The sequence below is a fragment of the Tistrella arctica genome (genome assembly GCF_039630945.1).
GTDB lineage: Bacteria > Pseudomonadota > Alphaproteobacteria > Tistrellales > Tistrellaceae > Tistrella > Tistrella bauzanensis.
The window spans coordinates 101,897-125,388 of record NZ_JBBKTV010000005.1; the positions used below are offsets into that span (position 1 = coordinate 101,897).

A 23,492-nucleotide genomic window follows, 5' to 3' on the forward strand; every position below is an offset into this window, starting at 1 on the left:
GACCGACGATACCCGACCCGTGACAAGTCCGATCGCCATCGTCGGCCTGTCCTGCCGCACCATCGGTGCCGCCGACCCGGCGGCCTTCCGGCGGATTCTGGCCGACGGCCGGGACGTGCTGCCCCGCCATGATGCAGCCGAGGCCGAGGCCCGCGGCCTGCCATCATCTGTCGCCCGGCATCCGCGCTATGTCGGCACCGGCGCGATGCTGCCCGATATCGACCGCTTCGATCATGCCCTGTTCGGTCTGGGTCTGCGCGAAGCCGAACTGCTCGACCCCCAGCACCGCCTGTTTCTGGAACTGTGCCGCGAGGCGCTGGAAGATGCCGCCTGGCTGGCGCCGGCCGCCGGCAACCGGGTGGGTGTCTTCGGGGGCTGTGGCAGCAGCCTGTATCTGTTGCAGCGGCTGGCGGCCGGCGGCGAGGCCCTGGCGACCTTCGGGGCAACCGCGCTCAGTTTCGCCGCCAAATCCGATTTCCTGCCATTGCGGGTGGCACATCGTCTGGATCTGCGCGGGCCGGCGGTCAACATCCAGACCGGCTGCTCGACCGGGTTGAGCGTGGTCCAGGCCGCCGTCGCCAGCCTTGCCGCCGGTGATTGCGACATGGCGCTGGCCGGTGCCACCTGCCTGACCCGGCTCGATCCGTCGGGCTACATCCATCAGCCCGGCGCGATCGAAAGCCCCACCGGCCGTTGCCGGCCGTTCGACGTCACGGCCGACGGCACTGTCGGTGGCAGCGGTGGCGCGGTGGTGGCCCTGCGCCGGCTGGATGACGCGCTGGCCGATGGCGACCACATCCATGCGGTGATCCGCGCGATCGCGATCACCAATGACGGCGGCGCCAAGATCGGGTTCACCGCCCCGGCCGAAGACGGGCAGGCCGCAGCCATCGCCCGGGCGATCCGGCTGGCCGGGATTGATCCGCGCAGCATCGGCTATGTCGAGGCCCATGGCACGGCAACGGCGCTCGGCGACCCGATCGAGGTGGCGGCCCTGGCCCGCGGCTTCCGCGATGCCGGCACCGATGACCGGGGTTTCTGCGCGCTGGGCTCGGTGAAGGGCAATATCGGCCATCTCGACATCGCCGCCGGCATGCTGTCGCTGATCAAGACCATCCTCAGCGTGCGCGAGGGCGAGATCTACCCCACCGCCAATGTCACCAGCCCCAGCCCGGAACTCGGCCTGGACGCGACCCCGTTCCGGATCGCCGGCCGGCTGGACCGCTGGCCGACCGATGGCGGCCCGCGCCGGGCCGGGATCAACTGCTATGGCATGGGCGGCACCAATCTGCATGGTATCATCGAACAGGCGCCGATACCGGCACCACGCCCGGCGGCCACAGCGGCGCACCCTATGATCTTCGCGCTGTCGGCCGCCGATCAGCCGATGCTGGACGCCCTGAGCCGGCGGATGGCCACGGCCTTCACCGCAGCCCATGCACCCGATGCCCGCGACGTGGCCTTCAGCCTCGCCACCGGCCGGCCGGCCCTGGCCGCGCGCCGGGCGGTGGTCGCCGATGATCTGGCCCAGGCCGCGCGTCTGCTGGCGCAAGCTCCGACCACGCCCTCCCTGCCACTGCTGCGCGACCGGCCGGTGGCGATGGCGGCCACATCCGGTATCGACATGCACCGTTGGCAGGCTCTGCTTCCGGCGCTCGATCCGGCAGCCCGTCCGGCGCCGGGGGGGATCTGCGGCCAGATCGACGGGTTGCCCGCGGCCTGGCTGGTGCTCGGCGATCAGGCCGCCCAGCCGGTCGATGGCGCGCTGGCGGTCGATGGCGCGCTGGTCATCGATGTGCGCGACGAGGCCGCCGCGCTCGCGATGCTGTGGCAGTCGGGCGTGGCGGTGAACTGGCAGGCCGTGTTCGCGGGTGAGCCCACGCCACGCCGCGTGCCGCTGCCGGTGATGCCCTATCGCCCCACGCGCTGCTGGCTGGATGTGGCGCCGGTGGCGGCGGCACCGGCAGTCGCTGCCGCCGCCACCGGTCTCTTGCGGCCGGAATTCATCGAAGCGGCGCTGCCGGTTTCAACCGTCCAGCCCGACACCACCAGCCCATGGATTCTGGTCTGCGGCCACGATGCGCCAGGGCTTGCCCCTGAGCCATCCCCGTCGCGGCGCATCGAGCTGAGCGATCTGTCGGATGATCTGGCGGGCCGGGTGGTCGTGCTGCTGCCCGGCGGGCTTGGTCTGCCGGGCCGGCAGCCGGCACCGGTTGCGGCCCTCGCCGCCCTGGCCGGCTTGCGGGCTCGGGCCGGCATTCATCTGACCGTGATCGATCTGCCACGGGCATCCGAGATCAGCCCCGCCCTGGCAGCCCGACTTCAGGCCCGGCTGGCGGCCGAGGTCGCCGCCGGCGATCCCGCCGTGGCATGGGATGGCGCGCGGCGTCTGGTTGCCGCCGCCACCGACCGTCCCGATGACGCCGACCGTCCCGACGACAATGCAGGTGACAATGGTGGTGACGGAGACGGCATCGCCGGTGGCCGGCATCTGGTTCTGGGTGCCGGAACGCCCGCCGGAACCGCCATGGTACAGGCCCTGCACCGGCTGGGCGCGGTGGCGGTCGATACCGCTGCGGATGCCTCGATTGATGCCGCCCACAAGCCGGACCCGCGCGCCGACGACGATCGGCTGGCACAGGCGGTGCGTGCCGCCGCCAGCGCCCGGCTCGACGCCATGGTTGCAGAAGCACCCCGCGCGGCCGCGCTCGATCGGGCGCTGGACCGTCTGTGCACCGCCCATACGCTGGCCCTGCTGCATCGGGCGGGTATTCCCCTGACGCCGGGTGCCGGCATCGCCCGCGCGGCGCTGGCCGATCGGCTGAGCATCATCCCCGGTTTCCGGCGGATGGTCGATGCCGCCCTGGCCGATCTGGAAGCCGACGGGCTGGTGCAGGATTGTGGCGACGGACCGCCGGGCGACGCGCGCCTGATCTGGCAGGCCGGCATCCTTGAGCATCCGACACCCGCTATGGCCGCCGAGGCCGTGCGGGCGATCGACCCGGCACATGGGCCGCTGGTGGCGCTGATCGATCATTGCATGACCGCTGCGGGCGATGTCTTCGCCGGGCGCCGGCCTGCGGCCACGGTCATTGCCGGGCGCGATGCCGGGCGGCTGTTCAATGCCGCAGGGCCGGTGATCGCCCGCCATTCCAGCCGCGACCGGGTGTTGTCAGCGGCGGCGGATGCGGTGCTGCGGGCCGTGGATGACGCGGCCTCCCAGGGCCGCACCGCGCGGATCGTCGAGATCGGCGGCGGCACCGGCAGCTTCACCGAACCGGTTCTGGCGCGGCTGGGCGACCGGCCGGTCTCGTATCTGTTCACCGATATCAGCCAGGAATTCCTGGCCCGCGCCCGGGGCATACTGGCGGCGCGCGGCCTGCATCAGGTCAGCGTCGCCCGGCTGGATATCGCCCGCAGCCCGGCGGCACAGGGCATCGAGACCGGACGCGCCGATATCGTGCTGGCGCTCGACGTCATTCATGCCACCCCCGATATCGGCGCGGCGCTGAGCCATGCCGCCGATCTGCTCAGGCCCGGCGGGCTGCTGCTGCTGGCCGAACTGGTGGCGCGCCGCCGCTGGATCAACGCCATCTGGGGCCTCGCCACCGGCTGGTGGCTGATGACCGATGGCCGGACGACTTCGCCGCTCATCGACATGCCCGCATGGCTGGACCGGCTGGCCGCCGCCGGTTTCACGGCCACTGCCCCGCTACCCGATGCAGGCGATGCCGACACCCGGCTGTTCATCGCACAACGCGGCCATGCGGCACCGCCGGCAGTGCTGGACCTGATCGTCCATGCGGCCGGCATGCCCTCCGATCCATCGGCCCTGCCGCCCGCGCGCCGCCATATCGTGATCGACCCCGCCCTGGCCGGGCAGTCGGACGCGTTGTCTCTGGCTTGTGCCGCAGCCAAAGCCCGGGCCATCGAGGCCGCGACCGGCGCCGATGCGGCTGCCTGGAGCGGTGCCACACCGCCCGATGACATGGCTTTGCGAGCCCTCGCCACCACCGCCGCATCGGCATTGGCCGCGCAACCGCCGGCGCCGGCCGACGTGGACACACAGGCCGTGTCAGGGGGAGAGGCCGACGGCGCCCTGGCCATGGTGGCGTCGCTCTGGCACGACCTGCTGGGCGTCACTCCCGACGGCCCCGAGGCCGATTTCTATGCCGTCGGCGGCGACAGCCTGATCGCCACCCGCATCCTCAGCCTCATGGCGGAGCGTCATGGCATCGATCTGCCCGCCGACCGGTTGTTCGCGGCCGTCACCGCCGGCGAGATGGCGGCGGTCATTCGCGAAGCCCGGGCCACGGCTCCCGACCTCACGCCCGCACCCGATCTACCGGCCGGCAGCGACGATGCCGCGCTGATGGCGGCCCTGCTCGCCGATATCGAAACCATGTCGGATGACGAGATCGCCCAGGCGCTCGCCCGGCTCGACGGACAGACGGTGGCCGAATGACCGGGGATCTGGCAAAGCGCCTCGACAATCTGAGCCCGGCTCAGCGTGCGTTGTTCGAACGGATGCGCGCACAGCAGACAAAGGCCGTCACGCCCGCGCCGTCGCCGACCGATGATGATGATAGCGCGCCGCTGTCCTTCGCCCAGGCGCGGCTGTGGTTTCTCGACCGGCTTCAGCCCGGCACCCCCGCCTATAACGTCGCCTCGGCCATGCGGCTGACCGGGCCGCTCGACACCGACGCGCTCGACCGCGCCTTCGCGATGGTGATCGAGCGGCATGCGGTTCTGCGCACGGTTTTTGCCGACACCCCCGCCGGCCCACGCCAGATCATCCGCGCGGCACCGACGGGCGGGGTGCTGATCCGGCGGTTGGCCGCCAATCTTGAGGCTGCGCGTGCCGAGGCCACGGCCGATGCCCGCGGCGCCTTCGATCTGGCCGCAGGACCGGTGATCCGGCCGGTGCTGATCCGGTTCGCGGCCGATGATCATGTGCTGTCGGTGACCGTCCATCACATCGCAGCCGACGCCTGGTCGCTGACCATTCTGTTCGACGAGGTGATGGCCATCTATCGCGGCCGTCTGGATGGCACACCGCCGGATCTGGCACCGCTTGCCACCAGCTATGCGGCGGTTGCCGCCGATCAGCGGGCGCGGTTGTCGGGCGGGCGGGATGCGGCGCTTGCCGCCTGGTGGCGGGCGCGGCTGGCCGATGTGCCGCCGCTCGACTGGCCGGCGGCACGCCCGCGCCCCCCGGTTCAGCGCTTCGCCGGCGCGTCGCGACGGTTCGTGATCCCGGCCGCCACCGCCACAGCGGTCGAAGCGATCGGCCGCGCCCACGGCGCGTCGCTGTTCCAGACCCTGATGGCCGCGGTACAGCTTCTGATCCATCACCACACCGGCCAGACCGATTTCGCCCTGGGAGCCCCGGTCGCCAACCGCACGCGGCGCGAGCATGAGGCGCTGATCGGCTTTTTCGTCAACACCCTGGCCTTCCGCGCCGATTTCAGCCGCGACCTGTCGTTCACCGCCCATCTGACCCGGCTGCGCGACGAGGCCCGCCAGATTCTGGCGCATCAGGATCTGCCGTTCGAACAGGTGGTCGACGCGCTGGGGGCCCCGCGCGATCCCAGCCGCAATCCGGTGGTGCAGGCGGTGTTCGCCTTTCAGAACACGCCCTCGGGCAATGCCCTGGCCGGAACGACGCTGGCCGGAAAGACGCTGGCCGGAACGGCATCGGCCGGCGGTGGCGCTCTGACCGTCACCGGGCTCGACACCGATCAGGCGATTGCCCGCTTCGATCTGGAACTGCATGTCACGCGCGGCGCCGATGGCCGGCTCGACGGCATGGCGATGTGGGACAGCGCCCTGTTCGATCCGGTATGGATGACACGGCTTGTCCGGCGCTTCGTGGTGCTGCTGGAAATGATTGCCGCCGATCCGGGCCGTCGGGTCTCGGCCCTGGTGCCGCTGCTCGACGACGATCGCGACGCCATCGCCCGTGCGGCACCCCCTGCAGCCGGGCCGGCACCGCTGGTGCCCCGGCGGCTGGCCGCTGCCGCCGCCGCCGCACCGGATGCGCCGGCGATCGTCGATGACGGCGGCAGCCTCAGCCATGCGGGTCTCGATGCCGCAGCCGGTGCGCTGGCAGAGGCATTGGCCGGTTGCGGCGTCGGGCGCGGCGATATCGTGGCGGTGATCCTGCCGCCGGGCCGGGCTGCGGGCATTGCCGCCCTTGGCGCCTGGGCGCGCGGCGCCGCCTATCTGCCGCTGGACCCGCGCCACCCGCCGGCGCGGCTGGTGGATCTGGTGCGCGGCAGCGGCGCGCGGGCGGTGATCATGGCCCCGCCACCCGCCGATACCGGGCTTATGGATCTGCTGCGCGCCGATGGCGTGCCGTCCCTGCCGGTCACGGCCGACGGCGTGGCGCCGGGCATGGCAACCGCGACCAGTGCCACGGCCATGGCCGCGGCGCTGCTGACCGATACCGATGCCGCCTATGTCATCTATACCTCCGGCTCGACCGGCGCGCCCAAGGGCGTTGTCGTGTCTCATGCCGCGCTGGCCGGGCTGGTCGATTGGCATGTCACAGCCTTCGGCGTCACCGCAGAGAGCCGCGCCAGCCTGATCGCCGGGCCGGCCTTCGATGCCGCGGTCTGGGAGATCTGGCCGACATTGGCGGCCGGCGGCACGGTGGTGGCGATCCCGCCGGCGATCCTGGGCGTTGGTGCTGCCTTGTGCCGCCGGCTGGTCGCCTCTGGCATCACCCATGCCTTCGTGCCGACACCGCTGGTCGATGGTCTGCTGGATGCCGACTGGCCGGCCGATGCCGCCCTGCGGGTGATGCTGGCCGGTGGCGAGCGTCTGACCCGGCGGCCGCCCGCCACCCTGCCCTTCCGGCTGGTCAACAATTACGGCCCCACAGAAACCGCGGTTGTAGCCACGTCAGGCACCGTCTTTCCCAGCGAGGATCCGGCGGCACCGCTGCCCGATATCGGCGGCGCCATTACCGGCGGCAGCCTTCATATCCTGAACCGGGGCGGTCATCCGGTCGGCATCGGCATGCCCGGCCTGCTGCATATCGGTGGTCGTGGCCTGGCCCGCGGCTATCTGGGCGCGCCCGCGCGCACGGCACAAGCCTTCCGACCCGCCCATGATGGCGGCAGGCTCTATGCCAGTGGCGATCTGGCGATGCTGCGCGATGATGGCCGGCTCGATTTCCTGGGCCGCGCCGATGATCAGGTCAAGCTGCGCGGTCACCGTATCGAGCCGGTCGAGATCGCGGCCATGATCGAGGCCCTGGACGGCGTTGAAGATGCGGCGGTGCTGTTGCGCCAGGATGGCCCCGACCCTCGGCTCGCGGCCTATGTCGTCGCGGCGACAGGCAGCGCCGTCGATACCGCGCGCCTGCGCATGCTGCTGCAACAGCGCCTGCCCGCCTATATGGTGCCGGTCGACTGGATGGTGCTGGATGCCCTGCCGCTGACCACCAGCGGCAAGCTCGACCGCCGCGCGCTGCCGGCGCCGATGGCGGCAGCGCGGGCCGGCGAACGTATGCCCCGCACCGCCACCGAACAGCTTGTGGCACGGGTCTGGAGCGAGGTTCTGGGCCGGACCGGCATCGCGGCCGACGATGATTTCTTCGCCCTGGGCGGTCATTCCCTTGCTGCCGCCCGGGTCGCGGCCCGGTTGGCGGCAGCCGGCCGGCCCGTGGCGCTGGCACAGTTGTTCCAGGCCACCACGCTCGGTGATCTGGCGGCGGAGCTCGACCGGCTGGCGATGGCGGGCGCCGGGAATGATGATGGCGATGACGCCGATCCCCTGCCCCCCTTCGTCGCGGTTCTGCCCGACGAATGCCCGCTCAGCCCCGGTCAGGCGCGCTGGTGGTTCCTCGACCGGCTGGGCGCCGATCCGCGCGGCGCGGTGATCAGCGCCGCCCTCACCCTCGACGGCGATCTCGATGTCGATCGACTGGCGGATAGCTTCCGGCGGATCGTCGACCGCCACACGCCCTTGCGCACCGTGGTGGTGGAACATGACGGCGCGCCACGCGCGGTGGTGATGCCGGCGCCGGCGCCCTGGCCGCTGCCGGTGATCGATGCGCCATCCGATCAGGCGGCGGCAATCGCCGCCCGCGATGTCGCCGCAGCCGCCTTCGACCTCGCCCGTGGCCCGTTCCTGCGCACAGTGCTGATCCGGCGCGGCCCCGCCCGCCATGATCTGGTGGTGGTGCTGCATCATATGGCGGCCGATGGCTGGTCGCTGGGGGTGCTGGTGCGTGAATTGGCCGCCCTCTATGGCGGCGCCAGCTTGCCACCCCTGCCGGCCCGCTATGCCGATCTGGCACGCGACGCGGCCCGGCTGCATCCACGTGACCTTGCCTGGTGGCGCCAGCGGCTCGATGGCCTGCCCGCCGCCACAGACCTGTTGCCGTCTGAGGCCACGGCAACGGAAGACGCGCGCGACCGCGACCCGGTCGCCAGCCTCAGCCTGCCTTCCGATACCGCCGCCCGGCTGCATGATCTGGCGCGCGCCACCGGCACCACGCCGTTCATGCTGTTATCGGCCGCTGTGCAGATCATGCTGGCGCGGCTGTCGGGCCAGCGGGATTTCGCGCTGGGCACGCCGGTCGCCAACCGCAACGGCACCGAAGCCGAGGCGGTGATCGGGTTCATGGTCAACACCCTGGTGCTGCGCAGCAGCCTTGGCGCCGCTGATGACCACACCACCCTGCGCCAGCTTCTGGGCTCGATCCGCACCGATACATTGGCGGCACTCAGCCATCAATCCCTGCCCTTCGACCGGCTGGTCGACGCCCTTGCCATCCCGCGCAGCGGCACCGACAACCCGCTGTTCCGGACGCTGGTGGCGATGCAGACCAACGACATCCCCGATCTCGCCCTGCCGGGGCTTGGCATCACGCCCCGCCCGGCACCGCTGATCGGCACCCGGCTGGATGTGGAAATCCACGGCACGGCATCAGCCGGACATTGGGGGCTCAGCGTCACCTTCAATCCCGCCCGGATGACCCATGATGGCGCGGACGGCCTGCTCCGCCGGCTGTCGCTGGTGCTGACCGCGATGGCCGACCAGCCCGACACGGCATGGCACGCGCTGCCGGTGATGGACGCGGCCGAAGCCGCGCGGATCGACAGGGCATCGCGCGGCGCCGACATCCGGCACCCGCATATCCCCGACGAGATCCTGGCCCGTCTGACCGACGCGCCGGATGCCCCGGCGCTGGGCGATGCCGGTGGTATGCTCAGCCGCGCCACCCTGCATGATCGCGCAGCCGTGCTGGCGGCATGCCTCGGCAATGTTTCCGGCCGGCCGGTCGGGGTCATGGCAGGGCGTGGCCGCGCCCATGGCATCGGCCTGCTGGGCCTGTGGCTGGCGGGTGCCGGAGCGATGCCGCTGGATGGCGACCTTCCGGATGCCCGGCTGGCAGCGATGCTCGATATCGCCGGTCCGGCCGCGCTGATCGCCAGCCCGGATCTGGCAGCCCGCCTGCGCGGCCTGGCACCGACCTGCCCGGTGATCGCGATCGATGCCGATGGTCATGTGGTTGAGGATGGGTCGCACCATCCGCGCCCGACCATCAACCCCAAGGCCGTTGCGGCCACCACCAGCCCCGACAGCCTCGCCTATCTTCTGTTCACCTCGGGCTCCACCGGCACGCCCAAGGCGGTGGCGGTGGCATGGCGGACGCTGGATCAACTGGCCGGCTGGCACCGCGCCCGCCATCCCGAACCGGCTCGCACCCTTGGCTTCGCCCCCACCGGCTTCGATGTCAGCCTTCAGGAAGCCGCCATCGCCTGGGCCGAGGGCGGCTGCTGGATCGTGGCCTGCGATGCCACCCGCCGCGATCCCGCCGCCCTCGCCCGCTTCATCGGCGACCACGCCATCACCCGCCTGTTCCTGCCGGTGGTGATGCTGCATGCGCTGGCCGATCATCTGGCCGAGCATCCCGACCACATCCCGGACAGCGTCACCACCGTCATCACCGCCGGCGAGCAATTGCGCATCACCCCCGCCGTCCGGGCCTGGTGCCGCCGCAGCCCCTTCCGGCTCGATAACCAGTATGGCCCCACCGAAACCCATGTCGTCGCGGCCGAGTTGCTGGAGCCGGGCGATGTCGACCACGTCTCCGACCCTTGGCCGGACCGCCCGGCGATCGGCCGGCCGGTCGATGGTGCCGTGCTCTATGTCACCGATGCGCAGGGCCGGGTATTGCCCGATGGCGTGGCCGGGGAACTGCGCGTCGGCGGCACGGCCCCGGCCATCGGCTATCATCGCGACCCCGACCGCACCGCCGAGCGCTTCGTCACCGGCCCCGATGGCGGCCGGGTCTATCGCACCGGCGACCGGGTCCGCCGCCTGCCCGATGGCCGGCTGATCTATCTGGGCCGCGCCGACGATCAGGTGAAGATCCGCGGCGTCCGGGTCGAGCCGGGCGAGATCGAGGCCGCGCTGGGCAGCCATCCTGATGTCGCCCAGGCGCTGGTCGTGGTCCGCGCCATCGCCGGCGCCGCGACCCTGGTCGCCCATATCGAGCCCAGGGTGATGCCCGGCGATGATGCCGCCCTCGCCGATGCCCTGCGCGGCCATCTCCGCGCCCGCCTGCCCGATCCGATGATCCCGGCGCGCTGGGTGATCGCGCCGGCGCTGCCCAGATCGGCCAATGGCAAGCTCGACCGTCGCGCCTTGCCCGATACCGACGGCCTGACGCTCGCCGGCGACACCGCATCGGCCCCGCCCGCCACCGACACCGAAATCGCGCTCGCCGCCCTCTGGGCCGAGGTGCTGGGGATCGATGGCGGCAGTATCCATGCCGGCGATGATTTCTTCGCGCTCGGCGGCCATTCGCTGCGCGCCACCCAGCTCGTCGCCCGCATCGCCCGCGATCTCGCCGTCGACCTCGCCGTCGCCCGCATCTTCGAGGCGCCGGTTCTGGCCGATCTGGCGGCGGTGATCGACGATGCCCGCACCGATGCCCTGGCCTCGGAACTCGCCGACCTGACCGATGCCGATCTGCTCGCGCTGTTCGACGATGACGGCACGGATCAAGACACCACGGAGTTGCCGCGATGAGCGACCGATCCTCTGCCGCCGAGTTGCGTGACCGGCTGCGCGCGCTCACGCCAGAGCAACGCGCGGCCCTGGAGCGCAGGCTTGCGGCCGCGAAGCGCGCTGCCCCCGCCGACGCGGATGCCCCCCGCGGCCCTCGCCAGACCGGAACGGCCGGTGCCGCCCCGATCCCGCATGTGCCGCGCGATCAGCCGCTGCCGGCCTCGTTCGCGCAGGAGCGGTTGTGGTTCATCGACCAGTTGGCGCCCGGCACGGCGGCCTATAACATGCCGGCCGCCCTCAGGCTGGCGGGGCAACTGGATGTGGCGGCGCTGGCCACCTGTTTTGCCCGCATCGTGGCCCGCCACGAAGCCCTGCGCACCAGCCTGATCGCTCATGATGGCCGGCCGGTACAGGCGATCGCGCCGCCGCCATCCGACTGGCCGCTGACGGTCGAGGATATGAGTGGTGCCGACCCTGAAGACATTCAGGCACGGGTCGCCGCCGAAGCGGCAGCCCCCTTCGACCTCGCCTCGCCCCTGAAGCTGCGCACCCGCCTGATCCGGCTGGCCACGGACGAGCATCTGCTGCTGCTGACCCTGCACCATGTGGCGTCCGATGGCTGGTCGATCGGCGTGCTGACCGCCGAGATCGGTGCCCAATACGCGGCCGCCCTGGATGGCCGCCCCGATCCGCTGCCGCCGCTTGCCTGCCAGTATGGCGATGTCGCCGCCTGGCAGCGGGCCCGGCTGTCAGGGCCGGTGATGGCGCGGGAACTCGATCACTGGCGCCGAACCCTCGATGGCTTCGTGCCCGGCGAATTGCCGATGGACCGGCCGCGCCCGCCGGTTCAGCGGTTCGACGGCGCCACCATCACCCGCAGCCTGCCGGCCGCGTTGGCGCGGCGGGTGACGGCCGCGGCCCGCGCCGCCAAGGCAACGCCGTTCATCATCCTGCTGGCGGCGTTCAATGCCTTCATGGCCCGGTTCAGCAGTGAAACCGATGTCTCGGTCGGCATTCCGGTCGCCAACCGCACCCATCCGGATGTCGAAGCGTTGATCGGCTTTTTCGTCAACGCCCTGGTGGTGCGGGTGCCGTTGACCGGCGACCCGGCGATGGCGGAGATCATCCAGCGCACCCGCCAGGCGGCGATGACCGCCTATGACCATCAGGATCTGCCTTTCGAACGGCTGGTGGCCGAGCTTCAGCCCGAACGCGACGCCGCCCGCCCGCCTCTGTTCCGCATCGCCTTCGCGGTCCAGAACGCCGCCACCGGCAGCATCAGCCTTCCCGGCCTGCGGCTCAGCCCGTTCGAGGCGCCGATCACCCAGACCCGCATGGACATGGAATGGCATGTCTTCGAACGCGCCGACACCGATGGCGCGCCGGCCGGGTTCGAACTGGTCGTCGCCTATGCGACCGCGCTCTACGACCATGACAGCGTCGCCGCGATGATCGATGCCTGGATCGTGCTGCTCGATGCCGGGCTCGACCATCCCGACATGACCCTGTCGGCGCTGCCGCTGCTGGATGACGCCGGGCTTGCCCGCGCCATCGCCCGTGGCCGGGGCGCTGCATCGCCGCCATCGCCCGCAGGCGATCTGGGGCGGAGCATGCTCGCGGTCGCGGCACAGGCCGGCGACCGGCCGGCGCTGATCGGCGCCGATGGCGCCGTCTGCACCTATCGCCAACTGGCCGCCCGTGCGACCGCCATCGCCGCCGGCCTCCGCCAGCGCGGCATCGGCGCCGAGGATGTGGTTCTGGTGCTGGCCGATCGCGGCCCGGACCAGATCGCCGCCACCCTGGGCATCTGGCTGGCCGGCGCCTGCCATCTGCCGGTCGATCCGGCCCAGCCCGATGCCCGTCTGGCCCTGATGCTGGCAACCGGCCGCCCGCGCCTTGTGCTCAGCGATGACGCCGGCCTCGTCCGGCTGACGTCACTTGCCGCCATATCTGACGAGTTCGAGGCACCGGCCGTGGCCGATATCGCCACCATCGGTATGGCGGATGACGCGCCGCCGCCTGATACCGCCGCGATCGACGCGGCACGCCTCGCCTATATCATCTTCACCTCCGGCTCCACCGGCACGCCCAAGGGTGCCATGCTCAGCCATGGCGGGTTGCTGAACACGGCCCTCGCCCAGATCCGCCAATGCGGCATCGGCCCGGATGACCGGGTCGCACAGATCGCCTCACCCGGCTTCGACGCGGCGTTGTCGGAAATGATGATGGCGCTGCTGGCCGGCGCCACCCTGGTGCCGGTACCGGCCGATGTCGCGCGCGACCCGGCGGCGCTGGCATGTTTCCTGACCGATCGGGCGATCACGGTCGCGACCCTCACCCCCTCGATGCTGGCGGCGATCGATCACGATCTGCCACAGATACGGGTGCTGCTGGTCGCGGGCGAAGCCTGCCCCGCCGCCCTGGTCCGGCGCCATGCCCCCGGCCGCCGGATGGTCAATGCCTATGGTCCGACCGAGATATCGGTCTGCGCCACCATGGATGTCGACATCGACGCCGATGATGCGGCCGGGCTGCCGCCCTCGATCGGCACCGCCATCGACGGTGCCGAGATCCTGGTCCTGGATCGCCATGGCCGGATCGTGCCCGATGGCGTCGCCGGCGAATTGTGCATCGGCGGCCGGGGCGTCGGGCGTGGCTATGCCGGCCGCCCCGGCCTGACCGCCGACCGGTTCGTGCCCCATCCCTCGGCCGACCGGCCGGGCGCGCGGCTGTACAGGTCGGGCGATCTGGTCCGCCGCCGCATCGATGGAAGGCTCGACTATCTGGGCCGGATCGATGCCCAGGTGAAGCTGGGCGGCAACCGGATCGAGCCGGGCGAGATCGAAGCCGTGCTGCGCCAGGATCCCGCTGTGGCCGATGCTGTGGTGGACGTGGTCGAGCTGGCATCGGCAAAGGCGCCCGATACCGGCACCGTACCTGATGCCGACACGGCCCGTGACGGGCCGCCGATCGCCATCCGCCCGGCCGCGGCACTGGCCGATGGCCGCCGGCTGGAACTCTGGCCGTCGATCGCCGAGCATTTCGTCTATGACGAGACGCTGTATCACGCGATGACCCATGACGAGGCCCGCAACGCCCATTACCGGGCGGCGATCCGCGCCGCCGTGCCGGGCCGCATCGTGGTCGAGATCGGCACCGGCGCCGATGCCATCCTGGCGCGGTTCTGCGCCGAGGCCGGCGCCGCCCATGTCTATGCGATCGAGCTTCTCGAATCATCGGCCAGGGCCGCCACCGAAACCATCCGCCGGCTGGGTCTCGCCGACCGGATCACGGTCATTCATGGCGATGCCCGGCAGGTCACCCTGCCCGAACCCGCCGATCTGTGCGTGTCGGAAATCATCGGCCCGATCGGCGGCTGCGAGGGCTCGGCCGTGATCCTGAACGATGCCTGGCGGCTGCTGAAGCCCGAGGCCACCATGATTCCGGCCCGCACCCGGTCGATGGTCGCGGGCGTCGAACTGCCGCAGGGGTTCCGCGACCAGCCGGGCTTCACCAGCCTCACCGCCGGCTATGTCCGCCGGATCTTCCAGGATCGCGGCTGCGCCTTCGACCTCAGGCTGTGCATCAAGGGCCTGAGCCATGACGACCTGCTGACCGATGCGGGCGTGTTCGAGGATCTGGACCATGCCGGGCCGGTCGCGACCGAAAGCCGCCACGATCTGGTGCTGACGGCCACCCGCGATGGCCATCTCTCGGGCCTGCTGGTCTGGCTGAACCTGCATGCCCGGCCTGATATGGTGATGGACACGCTGGGCGAGATCTGCTGCTGGCTGCCGGTGTTCCTGCCGGCGTTCGGCGATGGCCGCAAGGTCACGGCCGGCACCCGGGTATATCTGACCATCGACCGGCGGCTGCATGCCAATGGTATCAATCCCGATTTCCATCTCACCGGCCGGATCGAGACCCCGGATGGCGAAGTGGAGCGCTTCGATGTCACCAGTCCCAATCATCCGGCCCCCGAAGGTGCCGCCGATTTCCAAGCGACGCCGTTCTATCGGCGGCTCTTCCCCGCGATCAGCCCTGCCGGCCGGGATATGGACGGGATCGCCGACCGGCGGCTGGTCGCCTGGGTGACCCGGCGGCCGGGCGCCGATCCGCAAGGCGATGCCGTCCTTGCCCGCGACCGCGTGGCCGAATGGCGGGCGCTTTATGAAACCGCCGGGCCGGCGGATACCGCCGGCGCCGACAGCCGCATCGGTGACCCGGCCGACACCCTGCCCGACCACGACGCCATGGCCGATGACGACGCCCTGTTCGCCGGCTGGAACAGCAGCTATACCGGCCGCGCGATACCGGCGGCCGAGATGCGCCGCTGGCGCGACCAGACGGTTGCCGCCATCCGCCGGCTGTTCCCGACGGCACACCCGCCGCATCTGGTGGAAATCGGCTGCGGCGCCGGGCTGCTGCTGGAACCGCTGGCCGGGCAGGTGGCCTCGTGTCTCGGCACCGATTTTTCGGCCGCGACCCTGGCCGGGCTGGAGGCGCGGCTAGCGGGTCGCGCGGCATCCGGCACAACCGCCGCACCGATCCGTCTGCTGCGGCAGGAAGCGGCCGATCCCTTGCCGCTGGGTGGCGTTGCAGCCGATCTGGTGGTGATGAATTCGGTGGCGCAGTATTTCCCCGGTCCCGACCATCTGCTGCAGGTGCTGACGCGGATCGGCGAGGCGCTGGCAGGCCGGGGTGCCGCCTTTGTCGGCGACATCCGCGATCATGGGCTGGCGGCGGCCTTCCACGCCTCGGTGCTGGCCCACAGCCAGCCCGGCCCGGCCGATGCCGCCCGTGCCCGGGCGGTGACGCAGGCGGTTCTGGCCGACGAGGAACTGATGCTCGATCCGGCATGGTTCCATGGCCTGACCGGCCGGCTGCCCGGCCTCGCCCATGTCGAGATCGCAGTGAAGCGGGGGGCGGACGACAACGAGCTGGTGCGCTTCCGCTATGACGTCGCCCTGGTTTTCGGCAGCACACCAGATGCCATTGCCATCGACAGCCGCTATCGCTGGGACAGTCTGGCGGCTATCGGCGCGCTTGAGCGACGGCTTGCCGAGACCACCGGCGCGATCGAGATCACCGACATTCCCAATGCCCGGCTGGTCGATGATTGCGCGCTGGCTCAGGGGCTGGGCCTGATCGACACACGCGGCAACACCGGTCTGGTGGCGATGGACCCCGAGACGCTGTGGCAGGTCGCCGACCGGCTGGGCCGGTCGCTGCGGTTGGCGCCGGCCGCATCGGGCGACCCGGCGGCGATGGATGCCCTGTTCGACCACATGGGCGCCGCCCAGGGCCCGCATCTGCGCGCCTGGATCCGCCAGCCGCGCCCGCGCGATCGCGCCAGCCGGCCGTCATTGACCAACGACCCGCTGGCCCGGCGCCGCGATGCCGCCCTGGCCGACCGGCTGCGCGCCAGGACACGCGCCGTGCTGCCGGGGCCGATGGTGCCGGCATCGGTGATGGTGATCGAGCGGATGCCGCTCACCGCCTCGGGCAAGATCGACCGAAAGGCCCTGCCCGTGCCGGATGCCGCCGGCACCGCTCGACAGGATCGGCCCCGCAGCCTGCCGGCCGACCGTCTGGAAGCAACGCTGGTCGAGATCTGGGAAGCCATGCTCGGCACCGCGCCGATCGGTGTCGACGAGGATTTCTTTGCCCTGGGCGGCCATTCGCTGCTGGGGGTGCGGCTGGTGGCCGAGGTCAAGGCGCGCTTCGGGCGCGCGGTGCCGCTGGATCTGCTGATGCGCGCCGGCACCGTTCGCGACATGGCCGACCATCTTCGCCGCCATGGGCAGCCGGATGGCGGCGGTCATGATGCGCCGGGCGCCGGGCTGGTGCCCTTGCGCCGCGCCGGCCGGGGCCTGCCGGTGTTCTGCCTGCCACCCGGCGGCGGGACCGTGTTCTGTTATGCGCCGCTGGTGCAGCGCCTGGCGCCCGGCCGCCCGGTTTACGGGCTTCAGGCGGCCGGTGTCGAACCGGGCGAGGCGCCGCATGAAACGCTGGCCCAGATGGCGCGGGCCTATATCGCCGCCATCCGCCGGGTGCAGCCGCACGGGCCGTATCATCTGATCGGCTGGTCGTTCGGCGGGCATGTCGCCCATGAGATCGCGGCGACGCTTCAGGCCGATGGCGAGGTGGTGGCGGTGCTGGCGCTGCTCGATACCTTCCCGCCCGAACACGTGCCCCGGGTGGAAGACCGCTATCGCCGCGACGAGGCCTTTCTCGCCTATCTGGCCGGTCTGGCCGGCCTCGCCGTGACCGAGGCCGAGCTGGAACCGCTGGATCATGCCCGGCGGGTGGCCCTGGTCGCCGCCCGTGCGGTCGCGGCCGGCGCCCTGCCCGCCCATGACGCCGAAGGCACGGTCGACCGGCTGCTGGCCCTGTGCCGGATTTCGGGCCGGCTGGCGCGCGAGGCCGAGCTTGGCCATTACGATGGCCCGCTCACCTTCCTGCGCGCGGCCGAGGCGCTGACACCGGAGCTTGCATCTCTGGCCGGTGCCGATCCATCCTGTGGTTGGGCTGCACGGCTGGGCCGCATGCCGGCGGTCGAGACCGTGCCAGGACGGCACGACACCATGGTGTTCCCGCCCCATGTCGACCGGCTGGCGGCGGTGATCGACCGCCTGCTGGCACATCCTGTCACGGCGGCCCCGACCGCATGACCGTGTCAACCGCATGACCTTGTCAACCGCCCCCAAGATCCGGGAGATGATCCGATGAGCTGGGATGATACCGAAGACACGACGATCTATGAGGTCGTGGTCAATCACGAAGAGCAGTATTCGATCTGGCCGGCCGATCGCGACGTGCCGCTTGGCTGGAACAAGGTCGGCAAGTCGGGACCAAAGGCCGAATGTCTGGCCTATATCGACGAGGTGTGGACCGATATGCGGCCACTGAGCCTGCGCAAGGCCATGGAGGCCGAACAGGCCCGGCAGACGGACTGACCGGCCCTTGGCCGGAACGGCCGGCGCCGGTCAACCGGCGCCGGCGCTCTCAGGCTCTGATACTCTTCAGGCTCTGGCAGCCTTCACACCGCCGGCCAGCCGGAAGAACACCACCCAGAAGATCAGGGCCGCGGCGATCCCGGTTGCGACCATCCACCACGACATCCCGGCCGGCGTCATCAGTCGCCAGATCGGCTCGGCCGGCGTGACTTCAGGGTTCTGGATGATCGAGAACAACGCCATGTTGTTGGCCAGATGCACGCCGATCGCCGGCTCCAGCCGCTGGGCCTTCACGGTCAGCGCCGCCGCGAACAGACCGGCCACGAACAGGCTGACATAATCCATCGGCGTGTTGTTCGGACTGTAGTGATAGGCCGCGAAAATCACCGACGCGCCGACGGCCGCCACGATCGGGCGGCCGATGCTGGCATAGAGCCCCTGAAGCGGATAGGCACGGAACACCAGTTCATCCGATGTCGCCTGAATCAGATACAGGAAACCGCCCAGCACCAGCCCGGCCACCCAGCCGGCAGGCTCGAATGCCAGTTCCAGATCGATCGGTGATCCCTGCAACCACATGCCGGCCAGCGATGACGCCTGGACGATCGGCAGATAGATGATGAACGCCACGGCGATCAGCCGCAGATTGTATTGGCGTTCAGGTGAAATCAGGGTCAGGAAGGGCCGGGCGTTCAGCAGCCGCACCACCAGAAACACGCCCAGAACCCAGATCGGGAACATCGCCATCCAGATCAGGAAGCCGGCGATATTGGCCTTGGTGGCGAACAGGTTGACGGTGGCGTCCGGCGGCCCGAAGGTGCTGATCAGCTTCATCTGGATCGGGCCGATGACCTGTGCGGCCAGCAGTGGAACCGCCAGCAGGATCGCCAGGATCCCGACGATATAGACCAGCGCGCCGCTGCGCCCGATCAACCCCTGGGCAAGATAGGCGTTCTCGCCACCCCGGCCTGTGCCGTCCGCCTCGCGCATCATCGCCTCATCCGCCAGAGTGCCGCGCCCGGCCATACCGTCGCCGCGCCAATCTTGCGCGACGGGTCATGAAGTTGGCAACACCTATCCCCGGTGATAAATGGCGGTTTACCTTCGCGCAACAGTTCAGAGTGTGCGGTCGCGTGCGGCATAAAGGCCCGCGACCAGCGCCACCAGACCAATCGCTGTCAGCAACCAGCCGACGCTGTCCCAGCCGCCGGTGATCTCGTGCATCATGCCGATGGCGAGCGGCCCCAGCGCCGCCAGCGTATAGCCGACGCTCTGCGCCATGCCCGACATCCGGGCCGCGGTCATCGCATCGCCGGCGCGCAGCACGATCATGACCAGCGCCAGCGAAAAGCTGCCGCCCTGGCCGATGCCCAGCACCACCGCCCAGGGCCACATGGTGGCGATCGGCCCCCACATCATGCCCAGGATACCGGCCAGCGTGGCGCTCATGATGACGAGCACCCAGAGCTGCTGGTTGCGCCGCCGGGCGGCGATCATCGGCACCACCAGCGCGCTCGCCGTCTGCACCAGCAACGACATCGACACCACCAGCCCCGAGGTCACGACGCTGACGCCGCGATCCTGAAGAATGCTGGGCAGCCAGCCGAACACCGAATAGGCGAGCGAGCTTTGCAGGCCCATATACAAGGTGATCGACCAGGCCAGCGGCGAGGCCAGCAGCCGCGTTCCGGCGGCGGGACGATGGCCCGAGCGCGTGTCGAGATGGCGGGCCGATGGCCACCACACCAGTGCCGCCACAATCGCCGGCACCGCCCAGACCCCCAGCGCCAGCGTCCAACTGCCCGACGCTTCGGCGATCGGCGCGGTCAGCCCTGCCGCGACGGCAGCGCCTCCGCACAGCGCCATGGTGTAGATGCCGGTCAGCAGGCCGGCCCGTTCGGGAAAGGCCTGCTTCACCACACCGGGTAGCAGCACGCCGGTGATGCCGATGCCGGCACCCGCCATCAGCGATCCGGCAAACAGGCCGGGGGCGCCCAGAAAGCCGCGCAGAACCACACCTATCGCGATCATCACCAACCCGACCACAGCCGCCGCCGGCAGCCCCATCCGGCGCGCCAGAAGCGGTGCCACCGGTCCGAACGCGCCCAGACACAGCACCGGCAACGTCATGACCAGACTGGCGGTGACGGAACTGATGCCCAGCGCCGCCGAGACCGTGCCGAGCAGCGGCCCGATGCTGGTCAGGGCCGGCCGCAGGTTCAGGGCCACCAGCACAATGGCCACGACCAGAAGCACGGCGGTCATGGGCGCTGCCGGGCGCGGTGTGGTGGCTGATGGCGCGTCCTGAACCGGACGACCTGCATGCCGATGGGGGGATGGCGCATTCACGGCTGCGGCTCCTCGACGGAACGGGTTCGGGACGGGGGGGAAGAGGTGTGGGCAGGCGGCATCGTTGCCGCCAGACGCTGTTCAACCGTGGTCACCACCGGCGCCAGCAGATCGCGGGCCGCCTGTGCGGCGGCATCGGGGTCGCGGGCGGCAATGGCATCGCGCACCGCCACATGCGCCGCAAGGCTGGGCTCGGGCAGGCTGCGATCGGCCAGAGACAGGCGCAGATAGCGCCGCAACTGTTCGGTGAACCAGCAATAGAGTTCAGCCAGCGCCGCATTGCCGCCGGCCTCGGCCACCGCCACATGAAAGGCGATGTCGTGGTCGATATAGATGTCGAAGGCGACGGGATCCGATGGCGCCGGCTCGATCGAGCCGCGCAGAGCCAGCGCCGCATCGATCCGCGCCAGCGCCGCGGGCGTGCAGCGCAGTGCCGCCAACCGCGCGGCCTCGATCTCCAGCGCCGCGCGCAGTTCAAGATGGTCGCGATGGCCGGCATGGGCCACCCGGCGCAGCGTCTGGCCAGGTTCGGCCATTGCCCGCACATAAGTGCCGTCGCCCTGGCGGACCTCCAGCATGCCCAGATAGGCCAGTGCCCGCACGGCTTCACGAACCGTGCCGCGCCCCACCCCCAGTGCCTGGGCCAGTTCGGGTTCCGGCGGAATCCGGCCACCAACCGCCCAGGTGCCTTCGGTGATCTGCGCGCGCAACCCCTCGATCGCGGCGTCGACAAGACTGCGGCGGTTGATGGCGGCGGGCATGGACATCAGGGGGTGCTCCGGTGGTATCGACGATTGATCCAATCATCCGATGTTTCGGTTCACGATACCAGATTACCGGGAGGAGCCCAGCCCTGCGATCCATGCAGGGCCGGGCCGGTGCGATCAGGCTGCCGCAAACGCGGCAAGCAGCGCCGGATAGGCGTCCATCGGTGGGAATTTCTCGAAGCTGTGGCTGGCCGGCAGATTGACCCAGGGCAGCTTCTCGCTGGTGTACACCTCCATGAACGGACGGAAGCCGGCCGCGTCGTCGAGAAGGGTGGCGCGAATATTGACCAGTTGCTCCATGCCCACCGGCTGGCTGTAAAGCCAGCTATGGCATTGCGGGCAGAAATAATGGGTGGTCTGTGCCCCCACCTTGCAGGGCACCGGCTCACCTGCCGTCACCTGGAAGTGGTCGGTGGGATACAGGCTGCTCAGCGAAAAGGCGCTGCCGGTCATACGCTGGCATTCCCGGCAATGGCAGGCCATGGTGATCAGCGGCGGGCCGGCAGCCGCGATCGTCACGGAACCGCATCGGCAGGTGCCGCTGACGCTGGCGGCGGTGGCGTCACTCATCGGGGGATCTCCTTCGGTCTGGGCCATGGTCATCAGGATCAGGCCACAAGCTGGTCTTCAAGCCAGGCGAAGACGGCGCCATAGGGCGGCAGGATGATGCGGTCGCCTTCCACCCAGCCAAGCGCCAGATGGTGATCTTCCTCGACCTGAACGACGGTCTCGGGAAGATCGACCGATCCGCCGCGCCCGGCAAGCTCGATGGCGACCAGCAGGCGGCGACGGTCGAGGGTCCGGATCACGCAGATCACGTCCTCGGTGGCCGCCACAATGTCGATATCGCCACTGACCAGCGCCGGGCGCGCCGCGCGCCAGCGCAGGAAATGGCGGGTAAACGACAGCACCGATGCCGGATCGGCGGCCTGTGCGCCCACGGCGCGACGCAGATGGTCGTTGGGGATCGGCAGCCAACCGTCGACGGTGGAGAATCCGGCATGGCGGTCGCTGTCATCCCAGGGCATCGGCGTGCGGCAGCCATCGCGGCCGGCGAAATCCGGAAAGAAATTCAGCCCGTAAGGATCTTTCAACTGCTCATAGGGAACATCCGCCTCGGGCAGCCCCAATTCCTCGCCCTGATACAGAAACACCGTGCCGCGCAGGGAACACAGCAGCGCGATCAGGGCCTTGGCGAAATCCGCCGGCGCGTCACGCCCGCCCCAGCGCGACACCACCCGCTCGACGTCATGATTGCTGAACGCCCAGCTTGGCCAGCCGTCCCGGCCCGGCCGGTTGCCGACACCTTCGGCATGAAAGGCGGCGACCGCGCCGGTCACCGTGCGCGGATCGAATTCGGGGCCCAGCAGCGCGAAGGAATAGGCGGTGTGCAGCGGTGCCGCCGGGCCGGCATAGTCGCGCATCACCGACAGGCTGTCATCGGCGGCGATTTCGGCGATCAGCAGGATGTCGCCATACTCGTCGGTCAACGCACGCAGGCGGCTCAGGAAGTCCAGCGTCTCGGGGCGCGATTTGTTATAGACATGCATCTGATAATTATACGGGTTGGACGGCCTGACCGCCTCGGTCGGCGCCATGCCCGTGGGCCTGACCGGATTGTCGCGCAGATCCAGGTCATGGGTCAGACAGTTGCAGGCATCCAGCCGGAAACCGTCGACACCCCGGTTCAGCCAGAATCGGCATTCATCGAGCAGGGCATCCTGCACCGCCGTCAGATGCAGGTTCAGATCGGGCTGTTCGGGCAGAAAATTATGCAGATAGTACTGTCGGCGCCGCGGCTCCCAGGTCCAGGCGCTTCCGCCGAACATCGACAGCCAGTTGTTGGGCGGCGTACCGTCGGGGCGCGGGTCCGCCCAGACATACCAGTCCGCCCGGGCATTCTCGCGGCTGCGCCGGCTTTCCTGGAACCAGCGGTGCCGCTGAGAGGTATGGCTCAGCACCATATCGATCACCACCTTCAGCCCCAGACGGTGGGCTTCGGCCAGCAGGGCGTCGAAATCCTCGATGGTGCCGAACAGCGGGTCGACCTCGCGGTAATCCTCGATGTCATATCCGAAATCGACCATGGGCGACTTGAAGAACGGCGAGATCCACAGCGCGTCCACGCCCAGCGAGGCCAGATGGCTCAGCCGTCGGGTCACCCCGGGCAGATCGCCGATGCCGTCGCCATTCGTATCCTGAAAGCTGCGCGGATAAATCTGATAGATAATCGCGCCGCGCCACCACTGCATTCTGCCTGCCCCTTCGCTGTCGCGCAAAATCGCGCCCTGTGCTATGTTCATATAGCGCGGATCGGGTGTCGTCGAACATTCATGAACGCCGTGGATCATTCCTTCCCATGGCCAGCCGCTCTGCGCACGACCTG

9 protein-coding genes are annotated in these 23,492 nt (G+C 70.1%); 4 read left to right on the top strand and 5 right to left on the bottom strand.

Annotation, left to right across the window (positions count from 1 at the left end; all coding sequences use genetic code 11):
* The first annotated feature begins 19 nt into the window (after positions 1–19).
* From WG924_RS12210 to WG924_RS12225, 4 genes are read left to right on the top strand one after another with little or no spacing between them, the layout of a single operon-like run.
* Complete coding sequence (locus tag WG924_RS12210; protein WP_345933315.1) at positions 20–4,465, top strand: beta-ketoacyl synthase N-terminal-like domain-containing protein; 4,446 nt, start codon at positions 20–22, stop codon at positions 4,463–4,465.
* Positions 4,462–11,052 (top strand): non-ribosomal peptide synthetase, encoded by a 6,591-nt coding sequence (locus WG924_RS12215; protein WP_345933316.1) that lies wholly within the window; start codon positions 4,462–4,464, stop codon positions 11,050–11,052. The genes WG924_RS12210 and WG924_RS12215 overlap by 4 nt, the downstream gene beginning before the upstream one ends.
* Positions 11,049–17,705 carry a non-ribosomal peptide synthetase gene (locus tag WG924_RS12220; protein WP_345933317.1) on the top strand — a complete coding sequence of 2,219 codons (6,657 nt, stop codon included), beginning with the start codon at positions 11,049–11,051 and terminating at the stop codon, positions 17,703–17,705. The genes WG924_RS12215 and WG924_RS12220 overlap by 4 nt, the downstream gene beginning before the upstream one ends.
* A gap of 54 nt (positions 17,706–17,759) precedes the next feature.
* Positions 17,760–17,990, top strand: a complete 231-nt coding sequence (locus WG924_RS12225; RefSeq protein ID WP_345933318.1) for an MbtH family protein — start codon at positions 17,760–17,762, stop codon at positions 17,988–17,990.
* Positions 17,991–18,056: 66 nt separating this feature from the next.
* On the opposite strand, the gene WG924_RS12230 is transcribed toward WG924_RS12225, so the two are convergent.
* The 5 genes from WG924_RS12230 to WG924_RS12250 all read right to left on the bottom strand — a co-directional run bounded on the left by WG924_RS12230 (position 18,057) and on the right by WG924_RS12250 (position 23,358).
* Positions 18,057–18,983 (bottom strand): CPBP family intramembrane glutamic endopeptidase, encoded by a 927-nt coding sequence (locus WG924_RS12230; RefSeq protein WP_345933319.1) that lies wholly within the window; start codon positions 18,981–18,983, stop codon positions 18,057–18,059.
* Between the two features lie 123 nt (positions 18,984–19,106).
* Positions 19,107–20,255, bottom strand: a complete 1,149-nt coding sequence (locus WG924_RS12235; RefSeq protein WP_345933320.1) for a CynX/NimT family MFS transporter — start codon at positions 20,253–20,255, stop codon at positions 19,107–19,109.
* 80 nt (positions 20,256–20,335) lie between these two features.
* Positions 20,336–21,106 carry a FadR/GntR family transcriptional regulator gene (locus tag WG924_RS12240; protein ID WP_345933321.1) on the bottom strand — a complete coding sequence of 257 codons (771 nt, stop codon included), beginning with the start codon at positions 21,104–21,106 and terminating at the stop codon, positions 20,336–20,338.
* Positions 21,107–21,223: 117 nt separating this feature from the next.
* Positions 21,224–21,676 (bottom strand): GFA family protein, encoded by a 453-nt coding sequence (locus tag WG924_RS12245; RefSeq protein WP_345933322.1) that lies wholly within the window; start codon positions 21,674–21,676, stop codon positions 21,224–21,226.
* A gap of 38 nt (positions 21,677–21,714) precedes the next feature.
* Positions 21,715–23,358, bottom strand: a complete 1,644-nt coding sequence (locus WG924_RS12250; RefSeq protein ID WP_345933323.1) for an alpha-amylase family glycosyl hydrolase — start codon at positions 23,356–23,358, stop codon at positions 21,715–21,717.
* Positions 23,359–23,492: the final 134 nt, after the last annotated feature.